The following is a 20,129-nucleotide window of genomic DNA, read 5'->3' as shown; positions in this document are numbered from 1 at the left end:
CTTTTTGAACCCGAATGATTGGGCTTGGAGTGAAATAAAGAATTTCTTGAAACCAATCATCCCCAAAACGAACCATTGGGGTATTTAACGAATTTCATGTTGATCCGTATGGTCAAAAACCGATTCCAATAGCTATCGGAACTGTTATTTGGATTCCCGCAAAGCGGGGATGACAATTAATCGGAAACCCCGACGCAGGTCGTTGGGGAATTCTTTTCGATTCAGAATGGAAAAACAATTTGCACCTCGATCTAACTTTGTACATTAGTATTCGACTTTTTAAAAGATAATGGAACAAAGAGAAAGCATAAGCATTTTTGACATGCTCAAAATAGGCATAGGCCCATCCAGCTCCCATACCTTGGGACCTTGGCGAGCCGCGGAACGTTGGATCTTAGAGCTTAAGGAAGAGGGCAAATTTGAAAAAGTAGCTTCAATTTCTGTCCATGTCTATGGTTCCCTTTCGTTAACGGGGAAAGGCCATGCCACGGATTATGCCATTATTTTAGGGCTATTGGGCACCGATCCGGAAACGATTGCCATAGAATACATTCAGACATATGTCCAAGATGTAAAAAGTACCCGAAAGTTGAATTTTGGGGGAAGTAAAACTTTGGATTTTGACCCGGAAAAAGACATCGTTTTCCATAAAAAGTTCCTTCCCTTCCATGCGAACGGTTTAAAGTTTGAGGCGATTTTGGCAGATGGAAAAAAGACCGCCAAAACCTATTATTCCATTGGTGGAGGTTTCGTTGTCGTGGAGGAACGTAAAAATGCCAAAAGAAAGAACAGTGTTTTTAACAGCTTTCCCTATCCCATGGAAAATGGACAGGAATTATTGCTAATCTGCCAAAAAGAATCAAAATCCATCTCCCAAATTGTTTTGGAGAATGAACGGTCCTTACGATCCGATGATGAAATCGACCATCAGATAAATCGGGTTTGGAACACCATGCTGGAGTGTGTGTACCTTGGCTGCCACACCGAAGGAAAACTGCCCGGGGGTCTCAATGTAAAACGAAGGGCCTTCGAACTGCATGAAAACCTGAAAGGGGACCTGCCCTACTCCAATCCGGAAGAATGGCTGCAATCCATCCGACAGACAGAGGTAAAATTCAGGCAAATCCTGCAATGGGTAAGTTGTTTCGCCTTGAGCGTCAATGAAGTAAACGCCTCCTTGGGAAGGGTGGTTACCGCACCTACCAACGGCAGTGCCGGGGTAATCCCCGCAGTCCTTATGTATTATATGGTCATTGAAAACCACGCGGGGAATTTTGAACACATAAAACAGTTCTTGTTGGTTGCGGGGGAAATAGGCAGCATCTTCAAAAAAGGGGCGACCATTTCTGCAGCCATGGGCGGTTGCCAGGCGGAAATTGGGGTTTCCTCGGCAATGGCCGCTGGTGCTCTTACCGAACTACTAGGTGGAACTCCTGAACAAGTTTTGATGGCCGCAGAAATTGCCATGGAACATCACCTAGGTCTAACATGTGACCCAATTGGCGGATTGGTTCAAATCCCCTGTATAGAACGAAACTCTATGGGGGCCATCAAGGCCATAAATGCCGCGGAATTGGCCTTGGGTTCCGATCCGGCCGAAGCCAAGGTCCCCTTGGACAAAATAGTCCAGACCATGTGGGAAACCGCCAAGGATATGAGTTCCAAATACAAGGAAACCTCCGAAGGCGGATTGGCCGTTGGTGTATTCCTAAGCGATTGTTAAAAACAAATTATGCGGGACATGAAACCCTCATCGAGGGATTTATTATGACAAATTAAATACCTCTACAAAAGGAAATATTTAAAAATCCATCTGTTAACCTTATTTTAAACGATTGAAATGAGCCATAACAATTCTTGATACCCCCTGAAATGGACATTGGCGAATTACATCTGACCTATGACAAATCATAAAAATAAACAGATGAAAAACTTAATTTCTGAACGGGTTGCCGATTTTCTAAAAAACTATCCGCCATTTAATATCATGGATACAGATCTTTTGGGGGAACTATCCCAACAGGTTTCCATCATTTATAAGGAAAAGGGAAGTTTGGTGTTCTCCTTTGAAGAGGAAGCGCATCCCCATTTCTATGTGGTGCATAAAGGGGCTATAGAGCTCACGAATCCAAATGTAAAATCCATTACCGATTATTGTGACGAAGGCGATATTTTTGGTCTTAGACCCCTTATTGCCAAGGAGAATTACAGACTGGAGGCCCGGGCCTACGAAGAATCGATTCTCTATGCGATACCCATCGCCGTTTTTAGGCCCATATCAGAATCCAACCAGCGGGTTTCCAATTTTCTTACCGAAAGTTTTGCATCCAATCTACGAAATCCCTACCAATCGCGTAAACTGGAAAAATCGGGAATATCGACAAGCCTCAATGCCCAAGGAAACTTGGTCATCGATGATTTTCAGCCCATCCGCTATTCCAAAAAATTAATAACCTGCGGACCTAACACCACCATACAAAAGGCTGCGGAACGAATGACAAAAAACCGCATCGGATCCATATTGGTCTGCGAGAACAATCTTCCCGTGGGCATCGTTACGGATAAGGATTTAAGAAACAAGGTGGTGACGGGAACGTTTCCCATTACCGCCAGCGTCAGGAACATTATGTCCGCTCCGCTAATTACCTATCCGGAGAAAATGACGATTGCACAGGCCCAAATGGCCATGATGAAAAATGATATAAGCCACCTTATTTTGACCAAGGATGGAACTTCCAACAGTAAATCCGTAGGAATTATTTCGAAAAACGACATAATGGTATCGCTGGGAGACAATCCGGCCGTAATCGTAAAGGCCATCAAAAGGGCCAAAAAAATAAACCAAGTAAAGGAACTTCGTAAAAGTATCATGATGCTTTTAAGAGGCTATTTGGACCAAAACCTACCCATGGCACTGACCTCCAAGATTATTTCTGAACTGAACGATACCTGTATCAAACAGGTAATAAGGCTTTCCTTGGAGAAAATGAAGACACCGCCACCGGTACAGTTTGCGTGGCTGGCATTGGGCAGTCAGGGACGAGGCGAACAATTGCTCCATACCGATCAAGACAATGCACTGGTTTTTGAAGATGTGCCCGAAGAAGCATTGCCAAAGACTACGACCTATTTTTTGGAACTTTCCAAAAAAGTGACCAAAGGACTTAACAAAATTGGATATGAGTATTGCCCGGCGGATATGATGGCATCCAATCCCAAATGGTGCCTGAGCCTCAAGGAATGGAAGAACAAAATATCCTATTGGATCATTAATCCCGGCCCCAACGAGGTTTTGATGTCCTCCATTTTTTTTGATTATAGTTTGGCATATGGGCACAGGGAATTGTTGAACGATATGTCCGACTATATTTTTTCCAACGTCAAGAAATATCCGATTTTCTTGGTGCACATTGCCAACGGGGCCTTGCAGAGTCCATCCCCATCCGGTTTTTTTAGGTCTTTTTTAGTGGAACAGGACGGACAGCACAAGGACTTCTTCGACTTAAAGAACAGGGCGTTACGACCGCTCATCGATGCGGCACGCGTACTCATCCTTTCACATGCTGTCAAAGGAATCAGCAATACGTGGGAACGCTATGAAAAATTGGCAGAGTTGGAACCGAACAATCAAGACCTCTATTTGGCCTGTTCCTACGCCACCAAAGCACTTTTGAAATTTAGAACAAAACAGGGCTTGCTCCACCACGACTCCGGCAGGTATATCGAGTTGGAATCCTTGACAAAGGAGGAAAAAATGAAGTTAAAACGAACCTTTAAGGCCATCAAGGAAATACAGGATGTAATTTCCATTCGCTTTAAGGTTTCCAATATTTTGGGCTGATGGGCATATTTGATCGTTCCTCAAAATACCCTGACTACTGGCAGGCGTACGTAAAGTCCTTCAAACGGCCCTTGGAGAAGGACTTCAACAAGCTCACCTTTGTGGTTTTGGATACGGAAACCACAGGCTTTGACAAGACAAACGACCGTATCCTTTCCATTGGTGCCTTGAAAATACAGGGCAATCGTATCAATGTCGACGATATCCTAGATGTGTACATATCACAGGAAACCTTCAATAAAGAAAGCGTCCCTATCCATGGTATCCTTAGGAATGGACAGCAAGATTGCATTTCAGAGGAAGCGGCAATGAAAAAATTTCTGGGCTATGTGGAAAACCATATTATTGTGGCACATCACGCGGGTTTTGACATAGGCATGATCAATAGCGCGCTCAAAAGATTGGGACTTCCCAAATTAAAAAACACCCCTTTGGATACGGGCGTTTTGTATAAAAAAACGCTCCTAAAATCCTATCTCGTACAACCGAAGGAGCACTATTCCCTGGATGATTTGGCCGAGAAATTCTTGATATCCAAAAAGGATAGACACACGGCTTTGGGCGATGCCTATATAACCGCTCTAGTATTTCTAAAAATCCTTGTAAAAATCAAGGAAAAAAAGGAACTGTCCTTAAGGAATTTGAAATGATTAGGAATTTTTCAAATAGTCCAAAATATTTCTTTCTATCCGTTCGTGGATTTTGGAAGTATCGGCCTTTTGAAAGGACTCGCCCGTAATGTTTTCGTAGAGTTCGATATACCTTTCGGATACCGATGTAATATATTCATCTGACATTTCGGGCACTTTTTGCCCCTCCAACCCTTGAAAACCATTGGTAATAAGCCACTGCCTTACAAATTCCTTGGACAATTGCTTTTGGGGCTCATTTTTATCCTGTCTTTCCTGATATCCTTCCGCATAAAAGTACCGGGAAGAATCTGGGGTGTGTATCTCATCAATAAGCACAATAGTGCCATCCTTGGTCTTTCCGAATTCGTATTTGGTATCCACCAAAATTAGACCTCTTTTGGCAGCAATTTCCGTTCCCCGTTGCAAAAGTGCCTGGGTATATTTTTCAAGTACTTCGTAATCGGCTTTGGAAACGATGCCCCTTTTTATAATATCCTCCTTGGAAATATCCTCATCATGATCGCCCATTTCGGCCTTGGTGGCCGGAGTTATTATCGGCTTGGGAAACGGATCGTTTTCCTTAAGACCTTCTGGCATGGGGACCCCACAAAGCATTCTTTTACCAGCTTTGTATTCCCTGGCCGCGTGACCGGACATGTAGCCCCTTATGACCATTTCTACCTTGAAAGGCTCACAGGCATGGCCAATGGCTACATTTGGATCAGGGGTAGCGGTCAGCCAATTTGGTACAATATCCGCTGTTGACGCCATCATTTTGGTAGCTATTTGGTTCAGAATCTGACCCTTGAAGGGAATACCTTTGGGCATTACCACATCAAAGGCGGACAGTCTGTCCGTGGCGATCATAATCAATCGGTCGTCCTCAAGGGCATAGACTTCCCGCACCTTTCCTTTGTAAACACTTTTTTGTCCGGGGAATTTGAAATTGGTATCAAAAATGGTATTCTGCATGCCCTTTAATTTTGATGTTCAATGGTTTTGTACGCCTCAATGACCTTCTTGACCAATTTATGGCGAATGACGTCCTTATCGTCCAAATAAATAATTTCTATGCCTTCTACATTTTGCAGAATCAATAAAGCCTCCTTTAATCCGGATATGGTCCTTCTGGGCAAGTCTATTTGCCCTGGGTCACCGGTCAACAAAAACTTGGCGTTTCGACCCATACGCGTCAAGAACATTTTCATCTGTGCGTGCGTGGTGTTCTGGGCCTCGTCCAAAATTACAAAGGCATCATCCAAGGTCCGCCCGCGCATAAAGGCCATGGGAGCAATCTGTATGGTACCGTTTTCGATGTAATGGGCCAACTTTTCCGCCGGGATCATATCCCTAAGCGCATCGTACAAGGGCTGCATGTAGGGATCCAGTTTTTCCTTTAGGTCACCCGGTAAAAATCCAAGGTTCTCCCCTGCTTCCACTGCAGGTCTTGTCAGGATGATTCTACGTACCTGCTTTTCCTTCAATGCCTTTACCGCAAGTGCCACTCCGGTGTAGGTTTTCCCTGTTCCGGCAGGCCCAATGGCAAAAACCATATCGTTCTTTTTGGCCGCATCCACCAACCTACGCTGATTGACGGTCTGTGCCTTGATCAACCTTCCACTTACACCGTGTACCAGCGTTTCACCGCTGTTCTCCGGCCCTGTGTAATCCTTGGAATCGCCACTGGTAAGTACGCGCTCAATGCTATTTTCGTCCAGTTTATTGTACTTGATGAAATGCTCCGTTAGCATATCAAAACGCTTATCGAATTCCTCAAGTTGGTCCTCGTCCCCGTAGGCCTTTATTTTGTTGCCACGGGCAACTATTTTTAATTTGGGAAAATACTTTTTAAGTAGTTCTATATTTTCATTTTGTTGCCCAAAAAACTCTCTTGGACTTACTTCTGTGAGTTCTAATATGATTTCGTTCAAACAGTGGGATTTTGAAGATTTTAATTGGGCCAAGTTTAATTTCGCTCGGCTATTTTTTTGTTTAATTTTGTATATCAAATTTAAGCAAAAATTAAGTTTGGCTAACCAAAAACATATCAACATTGCTGCATGGCAATCATTACCCTTACAACCGATTTTGGACTGAAAGACCACTTTGTTGGGGTGTTAAAAGGTTCTATTTACAGTGAGTTGCCCGATGCCAAAATTGTTGATATTTCCCATGACGTTGCACCGTTCAATATTCAGGAATGCGCCTACATCCTAAAAAACTCCTACAATAGTTTTCCCAAAGGCTCCATTCATATAGTGGGCGTAGACTCAGAGGCTACCCAGGAAAACCAGCACATAGTAGTCCTAATCAACGGCCACTATTTTGTCAGTGCAAATACCGGTGTCATTGGACTTATAACTTCAGAAATCAAACCGGATAAAATCGTAGAGATCAACATTCCCGATTCCTTGCACGGTTCCTTTCCGGTGTTAAGTGTCTTCGTTCAAGTAGCGTGCCATATAGCCCGTGGCGGTACTTTGGAGGTCGTGGGCAAGCCTTTCAACGATCTCAAGGATTTGCGGGAATTCATGCCGCGAATCGTGGACGATGGCAAGAAAATTATTGGAAGTGTCATTTATATAGACAACTACGGCAACGTTGTCACCAATATCCAAAAACATCTTTTTGAAGCCTACAGAAAAGGACGCGATTTTGAGCTATTGGTGCGGAACCACAAAATCAAAAAAATACACAAGGCCTATAACGACATTATTGATTTTTCCATTGAAAAAAGCAAACGAAAGGGTGATGGTGATTTGTTGGCGCTTTTCAATTCATCGGATTATATAGAACTCGCCATTTACAAAAGCAACCTTAAAACGGTGGGTGGGGCATCCACCCTTTTGGGACTCGATTACAGGGACACTATCATGATCGATTTTTTATAATCCGATAAGCCGACGTCTTGCCTAAAGATTTTCTTAATCGGCCTTCTAGAGATGCACATAGTTAATAACTCCGTCCCCATTTTTCGCCAAAACGCCTAGTCAACCCCCATAAAACGGGAAAATAAAGTTATAGGTAGCCTTGCCCGACTGTTGATAAGTTTGTTTCCGATAAATAAGCATTTAAAATATCTTTGTTTGATAGCAAAAGCGCCAACCTAATCGGCATTTTCCTTTAGGTTTATAGGGCCTTTCGGATTGAAACAAAACATAGAACGACCAATGAAATTTATTGTCTCCAGTACGTATTTATTAAAGCAACTTCAAATATTGGGTGGTGTTATAAACAATAGCAATACCCTGCCTATATTGGACAATTTCCTGTTCGATCTGAACAAGAATAAACTAACGGTTTCTGCCTCGGACCTGGAGACCACCATGAGTTCCGTTTTGAACGTGGATTCAGACAATGAAGGAACCATAGCGGTTCCGGCAAGATTGCTATTGGAAACCTTAAAGACCTTTCCGGAACAACCGCTGACCTTTATCGTGGCGGATAACAACACGGTGGAAATCAGTTCCAACCACGGCAAATATGCCTTGGCCTATGCCGATGGTGCCGAGTTCCCAAAAGCCGTAGAGCTTACAAACCCAAGTTCAACTACCTTGTTGGGCGATATTCTTGCAACCGCCATCAATAAAACGATTTTTGCAGCGGGCAACGACGATTTACGTCCGGTTATGAGCGGGGTATTTTTTCAGTTTTCTACGGAGAACCTAACCTTTGTGGCCACTGATGCCCATAAATTGGTAAAATACCAACGAGAAGACGTTTCGGCTTCCGAAGTTGCGGAATTCATCATGCCCAAAAAGCCGCTTACCCTATTAAAGGGCATTTTGGCAGGAAGCGAATCCGATGTCCTTATCGAATACAACGAAAGCAATGCCAAATTTACGTTTGACGATACGGAACTGATTTGTCGTTTGATCGATGGTAAATACCCCAATTACGAAGCGGTAATCCCCAAGGAAAACCCTAACAAATTGACCATAGCAAGAAACCAGTTTTTGAGCTCGGTCAAAAGGGTTTCCATATTCTCAAATAAGACAACGCACCAAATCAGGCTTAAGATTGCCGGGGCCGAATTGAATATTTCCGCAGAGGACCTCGATTATTCCAATAAGGCCGAAGAACGGTTGACCTGTTCCTATCAGGGAGACGATATGCAGATAGGGTTCAATTCCCGATTTTTGATAGAGATGTTGAACAATCTTGGCTCGGATGAGGTTGCCCTTGAAATGAGCTTACCGAATCGCGCTGGAATCTTAACGCCTATTGACGGTTTGGACGAAGGTGAGAATGTAACCATGTTGGTCATGCCGGTGATGTTGAACAACTGATTCTAAAAAACATGGAAACTAAAAAGGGAGCCAAGTTTGGCTCCCTTTTTTATTCTTTTTATTATGTTATGATATAAATCGTATCGTCCCAAAATGACTGGGGGCTTCGCCATTGGCAGCTTTGACCGCATTTACTATCGGCATTATAAAAGATAGGATTCCAGCGAAGACCAAAAGTAGGATACCGGCCCCTAAAAGCAAAATAGCTGGTATTCCAATGATGACATAAAGAATTAGACTGAGCTGCAGATTGATAATGGCCTTACCATGTTCGTTCATTCCAATGACGGAATCCTTTGTGCTTAACCATAATACCAAAGGAACAATGAGTCCGCCAAAACCTGTAATGTAATCCAGATACTGACTTAGATGTGCAACCACCAAAAGGTTCCTATCCTCCCGTAAAGCTATATTTTGATTTACTACTTCCATTTTTTGATTGATTTTAAGATGAATAATTACCTATAGGACGCTTAAAAAGCGGATTTGTTACAATGCGTGTCCCTATTTCTTCCGTTCCAGCTTTTCCAGTTTTTTGCCCTCCTTCAGGAGCTTCGTATTCAACTTTTCTATTTTCTTGTTCAGTTTTTCAATATCATTTGGGGAGAGCTTCCCTCTTTGTAGGTCCTTTTCCATTTTCTCCTGAATGGATTGCAGCTGTTTTTCCATTTTGGAAATACCCTTTTCCGTGGATGTTATTTTTTTCTTTAGCTTTTCCGCTTCTTCCGCCTCTTTTTCAAGACGCGCTTCCTTTTTCTCCTTTTTTTCCCTTTTATCGACCTTTCGCTTAACTTCCTTTAATTCCTTTTGCCGCTCCCTTTCCAAAACGGATTCGGTAGGCATTGTTGCCTCCTGTGCGTACACGGAAAATAGGGACGTAAATACTAAGAGAATGCATGTAAATCCGATTTTCATCTGTTTATTTTTATTGTTTTTCATAGGTCAGCTTTAATTAGCCATCCCGATAGCTATCGGGACATCTCGATGGATATCAAGACTTGTTATGGCTCATTTCATAGTTGTGTTCATTAATGCCGTCATTTGAATGTACTAATAAAAAGCGTCATTTAAAAATCAAGGGAAGACTACTTTTTAATTGATTATTTTTGCGGCATGAAACCCTTAGCAAGGGATTTGGTATAGCAAGTTCAGTACTTTTACAAAAGTAAGTATTTAATAATCAGTCTATTGACCTAATTTTAAACGAATGAAAAGAGATGAGACCATAGTAGCGTTAGCGACCGCCTCAGGGGCTGGAGCCATTGCCGTTATTAGGGTTTCAGGAAAAGAAGCGATTACCATTACCTCCAAGCTATTCAAATCCGTTAGCGGTAAAAACCTGGAGACACAAAAAACACATACCATTCATTTGGGGCACATTGTTGATGGCAACAAGATTCTGGATGAAGTCCTAGTTTCCGTCTTTAAAGGTCCCAATTCCTACACCGGCGAAAACGTTGCTGAAATATCCTGTCACGGGTCGCCCTACATTCAGCAGGAAATCATTCAGCTTTTTTTACGAAACGGCTGCCGAATGGCAGAAGCCGGAGAATTCACCTTGCAGGCCTTTCTGAACGGCAAGATGGATTTGAGTCAGGCCGAAGCCGTTGCCGACCTTATAGCCTCTGACAACGAAGCCAACCATCAAATCGCCATGCAACAGATGCGGGGCGGGTTCAGTAACGAAATCCAGAAGTTACGCGAACAACTGTTGAACTTTGCTTCCTTGATAGAATTGGAACTCGACTTTGCCGAAGAGGATGTTGAGTTTGCGGACCGTACCCAATTCAAATCCTTGGTGAACCGGATTCAGGAAGTTTTGAAAAGACTTGTAAATTCCTTTGCCGTGGGCAATGTAATCAAAAACGGCATCCCCGTGGCCATTGTAGGGGAACCGAACGTGGGCAAATCTACGCTGTTGAATGCACTGCTCAACGAGGAGCGAGCCATCGTTTCGGATATTGCGGGTACCACAAGGGATAGCATAGAGGACGAAATCAATATTGGCGGAATAGGTTTTCGGTTTATCGATACGGCAGGCATACGTGAAACCGAGGATATCGTAGAAAGTATCGGCATTAAAAAGACGTTCGAAAAAATTGAACAGTCACAGGTCGTAATTCTTCTAGTGGACGGTAGCACTTTACATTCAGATACTTCCTTGGATGAAAAACTCCGACAAATCCAGGCCGAAGCAGAAAAAATCCGAAGTAAAAGTCCTTCGAAACCCTTTTTGCTGTTGATTAATAAATCCGATATGCTATCGGAGAATGAAATTTCCAGTATTGGCGAAACATTGCAGGAAGTCCATTTTATATCGGCAAAAACGGGAAAAGGAGTAGAGGATTTGCAAAACCGATTGTTGAATTTTGTAAATACCGGGGCTTTACGAAACAATGAGACCATCATAACCAATAGCCGCCATTACGACTCCCTATTAAGGGCCTTGGAGTCCATCGAAAAAGTCCAGATGGGCCTAACGGAGGAGCTCTCAAGCGACCTTATGGCCATCGATGTAAAGGAAACCCTTTATCACCTTGGGGAAATAACCGGGGAAGTCACCAATGACGAGTTATTGGGAAATATTTTTGCCAATTTCTGTATCGGGAAATAGACTAAGAAAACAAAGGTCATCAAAAGAAACTAAACACCTCTATTTTCAGCTTATTAATCATTTTTTATTTTTCCATTATTTCCTATTTCAGTACTTCTTAAGAGTATTCAATCCAGAATTTTGTCCTTTAAGTGTCCTCTTTTTACGGAATAACCAATTATCTATGAAGTATAAATTCAATATAGTAAAAGAGCAATATTGCGTTAGAAAATAATATACTTTCACAACTTGAATAACTGCAAACTTTTGAGGGGTTGAAAGAGGCAATTTTAAAAATAAAAAGACTGTCGTTGCCCTCTATTCTGAATGCAGTATTCGTATTTGTCATTTTTAAGATTCATATGTCGAGTGATGTTGATAGTATGTTAAATGAAAAAAACAGTATAATCTCAAATGGTTTCATTACTTCACAAATTAAGTATCACACCGAATTTGCCCCTTTTGCCCGAAGACCTTTAACGTCCTATTTGGTAAAAAGTACTTCGACCAGTATGGGAGTATCTTTGGGCGAGGCATTTGTTATGGTCAACTTTTTTCTACTTTTCCTAATTGGTCTTCTGCTATTTCGGCTATCCAAGGTCATAGGTTCAGGGTTTCAAAAAGGAATTGTGAACCTAATAATTTACTATCTTTCCTTTACCGTACTATTTGCATTTTTCCCCCAATTTTTAGCTATGATGAACCTTTACAATATTGTTTGATTTTTGCGGGATTAACGAGTTTTCACAAAAATAAATGGGGAGGCTACATTTTCTTGTTTTCGGCTGCTATGATCTCAAGGGAAAATACCATTTTCGTAATTCTAGGGATTGCGATTTCAGCCTTGTTTGGGAATTTCAGTTTTGGAAGGTCTACTCAAAAAGTGAAACTGATTCATTAATTGCTCATTGGTCTTCCAGTACTTTTCTACGCTGTGTTCGTTATGTTATTTATAAATTATCATGGACTCTGGGAAGCTACTCAAGATGAAGTTCAATTAAGGTTTTCTTGCTTTAGGGAAAATTTTAAGGATATGCGAAGTTCCGTTGAGACGATAATTTCATTTGTGGTTTCTTTAGGGCTATTCATCTATTTTTTATCTGCTTCTTCAAAGCATCATCATCCATCTATTAAGGAAAAATGGTTCATTGAAGCCTTTATTCCAAGTTGTTTTTTGAATACCCTTATTGTATTGTTGGCCGCTTTTTCAAAAGAAGCTAGGTTGTTTGCTATTCCTTTATTGTTTTTATGGCCAATAATGGCCCAATGTTGTATCAATGAAATTCGTTTACTACTCTCATTTAATCACTATCTTCTATGTTTTTCAAATTGGAAGTACGCTGTTTTATTAGGTTTTCTGACCTTTTTGAATTACCTCATGTCCTTTGTTTTGTATATACCCAGTTTTCCTTCTGTCGACAATTATTTCAATGAATATCTATTTCTTTCATTGCAATTGATTATAATACATTATCTGCTGAGAAATTTTATTGGTCAAACTCTTTGGATAAATACCCAAATTTCAATAAGCTAATGCAAAAACTCAGGAATAAACTTCACACCATGCTTTTTTGAATTTATTATTGATACATCATTTAATTCCGGCTTTAAGTACTCAAAATCCGATTTCTTGAGATTTGAAAATGTATTCCACTTAAAAAAAGTTCCTTACCCCCTTTGGTCCATCACCCGATGAACTTTATTTTCAGAGTGTATGCAAAAGGAGATGAATAAAAGTTAGGTATCAACAAGAATTTGCGTAGAATAGTTATACCACTGGTTCCGTAAATCCAATTGCCACATTTAGAAGGTCAATACTCATTTCTGTATCTGGTCATAATTACCTTGAACAAATCAGCAGAGCTAGGTGGAGTATATGATATGGCGTTCGCACCGGCCTCTATGCATTTTGAAATGGTCTCGTCCATTTTGCCGCCGGTAGCCAATATGGCTATGTCAGCATCAATGTCCCTTATCCTTTTTACAATATCCGGGGTCTTTTCTGCGCCAGAAACATTGAGAATATCTACCCCTGAAGCAATCCGCCCTCTGATGTCATCTTTCTCAGATACAATAGTTATAAGTACGGGAATATCGACTTTCTCTTTAAGCTTTCCTATAAGTTCATTGGGAGTAGGCTTGTTCAAAACGACACCTAATGCACCCTGAAATTCGGCATGAATGGCCAATTCAATCGATCTATCGCCCGAGGTGAGTCCGCCACCAACTCCGCAAAAAATTGGTTTGTCCGCTGCAAGGATGAGGGATTGTGATATCATGGGCTGCGGCGTAAAGGGGTAAACGGCTATAACGGCATTGGCGTTAGTATTGCGAATAATGGCTACATCTGTTGAAAACAAAAAGGATTTTAATAATTGACCAAAAACACGGATTCCGCTGCATTTATTAATTGCTTCTGGAACGATTACAATATTGTTCCTGAGCCTGCTTCCAAAGGTTGGTGTTTCCATTCTAATTTTATCAGATATACGTAAAATGAGCCTCTAAGGACTTTCCATGGAAGCACCATCAAATATTGGCAAACCACTAGAAAAACTTAGATTGACAATCTATCTCCAAATTATAGGACACTTCCTGTTTGGATTAAAACCTTTGCTCTAAAATCATCAAAATCTTTGCAGAATTTTTCAAAACGGATGTTTAAAGTCTCATGCCGCTCCACATGAACCTTATTTTTTCGGAGATGCTCCGTTGAGGCCAGTTTCGTTAGAATGACCTGGTAACTATCCAATTCCGCCTTGAAATCGGCAAGGAAGTCCGCTTTAATCCTGATCATTTTCTTAAACAGTTCCCTTTTTTCTCTCATCGTTCGGGTCAACACCTTTCCAAATGCCTCCGAAGCCAACAACCTTTCCAAGAAAACAATTTCATTTTCCATATGTTTAACACGGGTTTTCCAACGTCTTAAATCGTACTTAAAATCCGAAAGGATTTCATCAAAAGTTTCATCTTGCAGATTCATATTATTTTTTGTTATTAATCCGAGATTTCCCCTCAATGGGAATACCTTTTATTTCTTAACCAACTTTATATACTCCCTAAAATGTAATCTACCCATAAAAAGCCTAGTAGAATTATCAACAATCTTCTTTGCAATTTCATTTGAATAACCTAGCCATATAGCATATCCTATCATCAATTTCTGCTCATGGGCATTCATATAGTGGTATTTATAGACCAAACTGAACAGCTTATATATTCGTACCAGCTTTTCCTCTTCATTTTTTGGAGCAAGAGGGATAAATTTTTTAGGGTCGGCCAGGATAAGAGTATAATCCTCAGGTCTTAAACCCAGCTTCTACGAAAATCTTTTGATTATTTTTCCTTCTTCAGGATTGACGAGCCATTTTCAATCATCATTTTAAAAATGGCGGCCCAATGGCCAACCTTGTTTTTGTATTCCTTTGATTCAAAAAAAATAACAATTTCCATATTTCTATTTTAATCGATGAATTTGGTAAGCAAAAGGTCAAGTACGTCAACGAGAATCAATATTATAATCACCCATTCCAACCGGCTATTTTCGCGATGAAAGGTCATGTCCTTAAAGAGTTCCAGATTGTCCTTAATGATATCTATTTGATGGTGGATATTTCTGTACCTGTTTTTAAGATCAAAGGTGATTTTAAGGTCATGGTCCAGTCTGTTTAGGATTTCATCCTCCCATGTGGCCTCCGGTGAATCAAATATATAGAGGTTCTCCGAAATCTTATTCTTAACGTTCAGTACGCGGCCGATATATTTTTTGAGCTTTGCCCCACTAATACTCAATCGACCATTTATTTCCAAATTGGCAGTATGTTTTTCGGTATCGGCAAGAATTTCGGAGGTTATTCTCGCATATCGGTTCAGTGCAACGGATTGGGATACGTACAGCATGATCAAACGAATTGAATCAATACTGAACAAGGTGAGGTTCACCTTATCAAAGGTCACTTTATTCTCCTTTTTATCCATACAGACCTCTATTTTTTCTATTAGATGGCTATTTAAAGGATTCTTACAGCATGAGAGAACTTCCTTGATCACTTTTGCCCTTTCCTCAGCATCGGCGTTATAAGTACATACCACACCATACTTAAATATATGCACAAACTCACCCTTATACCGTTCAAAAAAAAGTTCATCATGGTCCGAATATAGTAGCTTGCCCTTGAAGGTTGATCTACAACAAGGTATTGAAACTGCCTCGGCAATCTGATGGGCATAGGCAAAATACCTAGATGATACTGGCAATTTTCTTACTCCTGTGGCTATCAAATCCGATGTGGTTTTCATAATAAGTAAGTTTTAAATTGATGTTGGGTGACTTCGATAATAATGTATAGGGGAGGAATCAATACCTCATTAATTCTTTGCCTTTAGATGTTTATGAGGGCTATTTGGTGGTTATAAGGTTATTTATAAAAATGGTGTCTATTCTCAAAATCACTTAGTGGCAATGGTCTTGTCATCGTCTTCACATTGAAGTATGGTATTAGGACCATTTCTCATTTGGAGACTTTTACTATTTCCATACTGTCCAATTTGGATATGGATAGTTTTCCCTATTTCGGTTTTCATTTCTGAAAACTTAGGGTATTGATCTTCTTTTCTTGGTATCAAAATGGCCGTCATTCCCTCCCGCTCTTTAGTTGATGGGAAATCAGAGACCTCTAATACTTTTGACACATATATAGAAGCGACAAGTGCAGTGAACAAAAAAATTGATTTTTTCATGTCCGAACATTTGGTATGATTTTAAAATGAATTCCGCCGAAATTTAAATCACCTCAAGATCAGTCGTTTATAGCGGTAATTTGGTTATTAGTCCGCATGTGATATCCAAGAAAGTTCTTTTACACCAGGCTTTTTGTTGCGTTTATGTTTCCAAAAGAATCACAATCTGCAATGTACTCTGAATAGGGCTCTTACTCCATAAAGGCAATGGGCATGTACCTTAAAACAGCACCTCATCATGGTGGCAATTGATAAAAAATCAATGGATTCCAAGAGATTGCTTTTCCCTTGGTATTTGATATGCACTTTTGAAGATCATCGTTAAGATTCGGTTTCTTTATCCTAAGAACGCTTTTGAAATAGATCTCCTTGTATCCCAAAGCCCGAATCCAAAAAACAGGTTTCATCGGGAGAACGGTCTTTTTTGTATACTTCTGACCACTCAAATTCCAAACTAAAGGTAATGCAAATTCGAACGCAAAGAATTCTTTTATGTTAAATTTAGGAGAAATTCAAATTATTGATTATCAGAATATTTATTACGTAATTTTCTTTTTTGAATCTTGAATGCCATGAGGACAGAGACAAGCTTAAGTCATACAAAATTAACGCATACTACCAATTAAATTTAACCAGTTGTTTTTTTCATATAATGGTCTTGGGTTTCTTCCTGAAACTAATTAGTTAAGGAGCCAAAACAAATGACACCAACTGAATTTTGCTAAAAAAAAATTTGATGTATCCTTTTTTTCGCTTCCTTTGAATTTTGATTTAAGAGCCTATTCTACAATTAAAGGCCATTAATATGAAAAATAGGGTTTATGAGGATTGAGAATTCCAATTCTAAACTTTCGATTCTCAATTAACCTTAGCTCATTTAGTGTATCTTCCCATTTTGGTTTTATATGAAAATTCGTGAAAAATAAAAAGAAGGACCAACTGGCACTTTCCAAAAACGGATTGCCACTTTCCCAGAAAAAAATATTGTTTGTCTCACGCTGGGGTGAAATCTTGGATGTGGCCCTTGCTGTAAAAAATGAGGGCCATCATGTAAAGCTGTTCATTGAGGAAAGGTCATGTCGTGAAATCGGCTATGGTTTTGTCCAAAAATCTGCAGATTGGAGGAAGCATATAGCTTGGGCGGATTACATTGTATTCGACTATACAGGATATGGTGAAGAATGCGAGAAATTAAGGACCGAGGGAAAATTGGTCTTTGGGGGTTCCTCTTATACAGATAGTCTTGAATTGGACCGTAATTTTGGTCAAGTAGAGCTTAAAAGGCACAAAATAAAGACTTTAGCGTCTAAAGATTTTTACTCTTTTTCTGATGCCATAGCCTATATCCAGACCCACCCGAATGCATACGTACTCAAACCCTCGGGCATTACCCAAGAACTTAAGCAGTTATTGTTTGTTGGCAATGATGACCGTGGCTTGGACGTAATCCGAATGCTCTTTGCCTACGAGAAATCGTGGGGTGATCGTTTTGGCACTTTTCAGTTACAAAATAAGGTTAAGGGCGTTGAGGTTTCTATTGGGGCTTACTTTAACGGAAGTAAGTTTTTACAACCTGTGAATATAACTTTTGAGCACAAAAAACTGTTTCCTAAAGAACTGGGGGTTTCCACTGGGGAAATGGGCACCAGTATGTTCTGGACATTGGACTCCCCATTGTTCCAAAAGACATTGAAACCATTTGAAAGTACTTTGGCCCAGAAGAATTTTAGGGGACATATCGATGTAAACTGTATCGTCAACGGAAATGGGATTTATCCTCTGGAGTTCACTTCTAGGTTTGGATTCCCCCAAGTTTTTATTCAGCGGGCAGGTCTTTCTGAACCTATAAGCGCGCTGTTAATGGGTGTTGCAGAAGGGACCAAAAACCAAATCCAAGTAAAAAAAGGGTTCCAGGTGGGTGCATATATTGTGGTACCCCCATTTCCATATGATGATAAAAAGACCTTTGAGCTTTTTTCAAAAGATGCTGTAATAGTGTTTAAAAAGGATCAGAAAGAAGGCGTGCATCCTATGCATGTAAAAATGGTGAACGAACAATGGCTCATTACGGGGAATACCGGAATTGCGGTCTTGGTGACCGGTACCGGGATTACCATGCGTGACGCCCAGCGAAATATGTATAACAGAATGAAGAATGTCATTGTCAACAATGGATACTACCGTACCGATATTGGGGACCGATGGTTGGAAGATTCAGATAAATTATGGTCATGGGGTCTATTATAGATTTATGCCAAAACAATAGGCAATTTCTAAAGTGGCAAGGTCCATTGGATCAATTCTTGGCGGCAATGCCAGAAGAATGGCACTGGGATTTCTTCATTTACATGGATAATGCTAAGGACTGTATAGAGCTATTCGCCATAACAGTGGATGACCAAATTGTGTCAGGAGGAATGGTATTTAAAGGGCTGCCCCCTGAAATGAAAATTTTTGAGAGGGAAGTGGAACATTACCCAGAAAACGGTTATTTATATATTGGATTTCTATTTGTAGTACCAGAATATAGGGGACAGGATATAGGTAGCACTTGGCTGGAATGTATTAGAGCCCTGTATGGTGAAAAAGGATTCTGGCTTACTGTTGAAGAACCTGGCTTAGTTGGGTTTTATGAAAAAAACGGATTCAAATGGACCAGCACCCTAAAACGGGGACCTATTATCGAAGAGCTATTGATATTGGAACCATTGAAGCATATGGGGGTTGAAAAAGCCACTTGTTAATAAGTTCTTTATTTCTTAGTAAGATTATTGGCATGAAGAAAAAATCAACTTCTGGAAAAACCATGGTCCAATCTTGCCCAACTTATCACTGAAAATCAGTTTGGCAAAACGGTAGGTCACGTTCCCAGGTATTTCAAAAAATAGGCCATCAGGATACTAACTATCAAACCTATGTTCACCTTGGCAAAATCCTTTCCAATGACCCTATAGGCAGATTTCATTTCCTTTTTCTTCAAAGAATAGTTGAGGGCCAATTCCCTACCGGCCAAAATACCTACGAAGGCCCAGGTAGTGCTCATGGGAACATTCGTAAAGTTCCCAAAGCCCATTAGAAGAAGGCCGTAGCACAGGTCGATAATTGTAGCGGATCGTATATTTTGTGTGTTCATTTTCTTGCTTACCACCTCTTGGATTCTTCCCCCTCTATTTCTAAATGTATAGGCCATCAAGCCCAAAATCACCAGTAAGGAAATCAATAGTTCGTTCAGGTCAAGTCTTCTGGGCAAGAAGACAAAAATATTGGCAAAATCCTGGATGAGCCATTGTGTCCAAAGAAATGCTGTGGAAATCCATTGCGCCGCCAACCAAAACCTTTTTCGTTTTTTGATATCCATGAGACGTAACGAAGCCTTGGATTCAAGGGTCCTTGCAAGAACGATATATAGAAGGAATGCTAGAACAAAGGCCAGAACATATCCCATGAGCGATTTCAAGAGCATCTTTTCGATCACCTGCGTTGAGGAAAAGACACTTAAAATCATGAAGGTGGTACTAACAGGAATGCCGTATCGGGTAATAATCAATAAAGACAACGGTGCAATCAGATACCACCAATGCAATTGTTCCGGAAGGGGAATCTGGTCCAATCTACCAAAGGAAACGTCCCCGTTATATTGTACATAGCCCACAACCAGGGTAATCAGCAAAATTATACCGGCAAATCCCCACAGAACATACCAAGGTCGCTTATGGTTTGAAGACAGGAAGGTACCCAACGTCTGAATGATATCATTGCCAATTACGGCATAGGCGGCAATGAGAAAGCCCAAATAACCAACAATAGCATCCATAGTTCAAATTTGATACAAAGTAAATAAACACTGGAATGTCAAATTTTTTCTACCCTATATTCTAAAAACAATTAACAATTCCTTAACGAAAGATAATCTACCTTTAACTCAAATTTCGGGTCAGGTGGGTTTCATTAAACTCCTTTTGTTTGTGCACGTTCTGTGGACATTTAACCAACAATGCCCCACTCTTCATTTTTCTAAAAATACAAAGGATTTT

17 protein-coding genes are annotated in these 20,129 nt (G+C 40.5%); 8 read left to right on the top strand and 9 right to left on the bottom strand.

The features are described from left to right. Positions 1 to 289: 289 nt before the first annotated feature. The 3 genes from PP181_RS10585 (at position 290) to PP181_RS10575 (ending at position 4,491) form a co-directional block, all read left to right on the top strand. Positions 290 to 1,723, top strand: a complete 1,434-nt coding sequence (locus tag PP181_RS10585; protein WP_272637075.1) for an L-serine ammonia-lyase — start codon at positions 290 to 292, stop codon at positions 1,721 to 1,723. 201 nt (positions 1,724 to 1,924) lie between these two features. Beyond that, complete coding sequence (locus tag PP181_RS10580; protein ID WP_272637074.1) at positions 1,925 to 3,841, top strand: DUF294 nucleotidyltransferase-like domain-containing protein; 1,917 nt, start codon at positions 1,925 to 1,927, stop codon at positions 3,839 to 3,841. Further along, on the top strand, positions 3,841 to 4,491 hold the full coding sequence (locus PP181_RS10575) for a 3'-5' exonuclease (protein WP_272637073.1): 651 nt from the start codon (positions 3,841 to 3,843) through the stop codon (positions 4,489 to 4,491). Before PP181_RS10580 ends, PP181_RS10575 begins: the two co-directional genes overlap by 1 nt. Here PP181_RS10575 and PP181_RS10570 read toward each other — a convergent pair whose 3' ends face one another. Both PP181_RS10570 and PP181_RS10565 read right to left on the bottom strand, forming a co-directional pair. Continuing rightward, positions 4,492 to 5,445 carry a phosphoribosylaminoimidazolesuccinocarboxamide synthase gene (locus tag PP181_RS10570; RefSeq protein WP_272637072.1) on the bottom strand — a complete coding sequence of 318 codons (954 nt, stop codon included), beginning with the start codon at positions 5,443 to 5,445 and terminating at the stop codon, positions 4,492 to 4,494. It lies immediately after the preceding gene. A gap of 5 nt (positions 5,446 to 5,450) precedes the next feature. Next, the gene (locus PP181_RS10565) at positions 5,451 to 6,404 is read right to left on the bottom strand and encodes a PhoH family protein (RefSeq protein WP_272637071.1); all 954 of its coding nucleotides are present in this window, start codon (positions 6,402 to 6,404) and stop codon (positions 5,451 to 5,453) included. Between the two features lie 129 nt (positions 6,405 to 6,533). Here PP181_RS10565 and PP181_RS10560 point away from each other — a divergent pair, with 129 nt between their 5' ends. Next, positions 6,534 to 7,364 (top strand): SAM hydrolase/SAM-dependent halogenase family protein, encoded by an 831-nt coding sequence (locus PP181_RS10560; RefSeq protein ID WP_272637070.1) that lies wholly within the window; start codon positions 6,534 to 6,536, stop codon positions 7,362 to 7,364. 279 nt (positions 7,365 to 7,643) lie between these two features. Next, a complete protein-coding gene (gene dnaN, locus PP181_RS10555; protein ID WP_154920000.1) occupies positions 7,644 to 8,762 on the top strand; it encodes a DNA polymerase III subunit beta in 1,119 nt (372 codons plus the stop codon). A 66-nt stretch (positions 8,763 to 8,828) separates the two neighbouring features. Here the strand turns inward: dnaN and PP181_RS10550 are convergent, their stop codons facing one another. Both PP181_RS10550 and PP181_RS10545 read right to left on the bottom strand, forming a co-directional pair. After that, on the bottom strand, positions 8,829 to 9,194 hold the full coding sequence (locus tag PP181_RS10550; protein WP_272637069.1) for a DUF4870 domain-containing protein: 366 nt from the start codon (positions 9,192 to 9,194) through the stop codon (positions 8,829 to 8,831). 72 nt (positions 9,195 to 9,266) lie between these two features. Beyond that, the gene (locus tag PP181_RS10545) at positions 9,267 to 9,677 is read right to left on the bottom strand and encodes a hypothetical protein (RefSeq protein WP_272637068.1); all 411 of its coding nucleotides are present in this window, start codon (positions 9,675 to 9,677) and stop codon (positions 9,267 to 9,269) included. 292 nt (positions 9,678 to 9,969) lie between these two features. Between PP181_RS10545 and mnmE the strand changes: the two genes are divergently transcribed. Beyond that, positions 9,970 to 11,376, top strand: coding sequence for a tRNA uridine-5-carboxymethylaminomethyl(34) synthesis GTPase MnmE (mnmE, locus tag PP181_RS10540; RefSeq protein WP_272637067.1), 1,407 nt, complete (start codon positions 9,970 to 9,972; stop codon positions 11,374 to 11,376). Between the two features lie 1,790 nt (positions 11,377 to 13,166). Here the strand turns inward: mnmE and PP181_RS10535 are convergent. The 4 genes from PP181_RS10535 to PP181_RS10520 form a co-directional block, all read right to left on the bottom strand. Beyond that, the gene (locus PP181_RS10535) at positions 13,167 to 13,826 is read right to left on the bottom strand and encodes a hydrolase (protein ID WP_154920084.1); all 660 of its coding nucleotides are present in this window, start codon (positions 13,824 to 13,826) and stop codon (positions 13,167 to 13,169) included. Between the two features lie 110 nt (positions 13,827 to 13,936). Next, positions 13,937 to 14,338: a hypothetical protein gene (locus PP181_RS10530; RefSeq protein ID WP_272637066.1), complete on the bottom strand. Its 402-nt coding sequence runs from the start codon at positions 14,336 to 14,338 to the stop codon at positions 13,937 to 13,939. Between the two features lie 479 nt (positions 14,339 to 14,817). Next, entirely contained in the window at positions 14,818 to 15,654 is an 837-nt protein-coding gene (locus tag PP181_RS10525; RefSeq protein WP_272637065.1) for an RMD1 family protein, read from the bottom strand. 150 nt (positions 15,655 to 15,804) lie between these two features. Then, positions 15,805 to 16,095 (bottom strand): hypothetical protein, encoded by a 291-nt coding sequence (locus tag PP181_RS10520; protein ID WP_272637064.1) that lies wholly within the window; start codon positions 16,093 to 16,095, stop codon positions 15,805 to 15,807. Between the two features lie 915 nt (positions 16,096 to 17,010). Between PP181_RS10520 and PP181_RS10515 the strand changes: the two genes are divergently transcribed. Both PP181_RS10515 and PP181_RS10510 read left to right on the top strand, forming a co-directional pair. After that, positions 17,011 to 18,342: a phosphoribosylamine--glycine ligase gene (locus PP181_RS10515; RefSeq protein WP_246160916.1), complete on the top strand. Its 1,332-nt coding sequence runs from the start codon at positions 17,011 to 17,013 to the stop codon at positions 18,340 to 18,342. After that, positions 18,327 to 18,839, top strand: coding sequence for a GNAT family N-acetyltransferase (locus PP181_RS10510; RefSeq protein ID WP_161598251.1), 513 nt, complete (start codon positions 18,327 to 18,329; stop codon positions 18,837 to 18,839). Before PP181_RS10515 ends, PP181_RS10510 begins: the two co-directional genes overlap by 16 nt. A 116-nt stretch (positions 18,840 to 18,955) precedes the next feature. On the opposite strand, the gene PP181_RS10505 is transcribed toward PP181_RS10510, so the two are convergent. Beyond that, positions 18,956 to 19,909 (bottom strand): hypothetical protein, encoded by a 954-nt coding sequence (locus PP181_RS10505; protein ID WP_154920096.1) that lies wholly within the window; start codon positions 19,907 to 19,909, stop codon positions 18,956 to 18,958. Positions 19,910 to 20,129: the final 220 nt, after the last annotated feature.

This window comes from Maribacter sp. PR66, from assembly GCF_028464205.1.
Classification (GTDB): domain Bacteria; phylum Bacteroidota; class Bacteroidia; order Flavobacteriales; family Flavobacteriaceae; genus Maribacter; species Maribacter flavus.
Note: the sequence above shows the minus strand (reverse complement) of the source record. Positions and strands in the feature narration are given on the sequence as shown.

Excerpts from the sequence above, each read along its gene's own strand:
- PP181_RS10520 (WP_272637064.1), bottom strand. The coding sequence starts at position 16,095 with ATGAAAAAATCAATTTTTTTGTTCACTGCACTTGTCGCTTCTATATAT.
- mnmE (WP_272637067.1), top strand. The coding sequence starts at position 9,970 with ATGAAAAGAGATGAGACCATAGTAGCGTTAGCGACCGCCTCAGGGGCT.
- PP181_RS10535 (WP_154920084.1), bottom strand. The coding sequence starts at position 13,826 with ATGGAAACACCAACCTTTGGAAGCAGGCTCAGGAACAATATTGTAATC.
- PP181_RS10530 (WP_272637066.1), bottom strand. The coding sequence starts at position 14,338 with ATGAATCTGCAAGATGAAACTTTTGATGAAATCCTTTCGGATTTTAAG.
- PP181_RS10560 (WP_272637070.1), top strand. The coding sequence starts at position 6,534 with ATGGCAATCATTACCCTTACAACCGATTTTGGACTGAAAGACCACTTT.
- PP181_RS10505 (WP_154920096.1), bottom strand. The coding sequence starts at position 19,909 with ATGGATGCTATTGTTGGTTATTTGGGCTTTCTCATTGCCGCCTATGCC.
- PP181_RS10510 (WP_161598251.1), top strand. The coding sequence starts at position 18,327 with ATGGGGTCTATTATAGATTTATGCCAAAACAATAGGCAATTTCTAAAG.
- PP181_RS10545 (WP_272637068.1), bottom strand. The coding sequence starts at position 9,677 with ATGAAAATCGGATTTACATGCATTCTCTTAGTATTTACGTCCCTATTT.
- PP181_RS10575 (WP_272637073.1), top strand. The coding sequence starts at position 3,841 with ATGGGCATATTTGATCGTTCCTCAAAATACCCTGACTACTGGCAGGCG.
- PP181_RS10550 (WP_272637069.1), bottom strand. The coding sequence starts at position 9,194 with ATGGAAGTAGTAAATCAAAATATAGCTTTACGGGAGGATAGGAACCTT.
- PP181_RS10525 (WP_272637065.1), bottom strand. The coding sequence starts at position 15,654 with ATGAAAACCACATCGGATTTGATAGCCACAGGAGTAAGAAAATTGCCA.
- PP181_RS10585 (WP_272637075.1), top strand. The coding sequence starts at position 290 with ATGGAACAAAGAGAAAGCATAAGCATTTTTGACATGCTCAAAATAGGC.
- PP181_RS10570 (WP_272637072.1), bottom strand. The coding sequence starts at position 5,445 with ATGCAGAATACCATTTTTGATACCAATTTCAAATTCCCCGGACAAAAA.
- dnaN (WP_154920000.1), top strand. The coding sequence starts at position 7,644 with ATGAAATTTATTGTCTCCAGTACGTATTTATTAAAGCAACTTCAAATA.
- PP181_RS10580 (WP_272637074.1), top strand. The coding sequence starts at position 1,925 with ATGAAAAACTTAATTTCTGAACGGGTTGCCGATTTTCTAAAAAACTAT.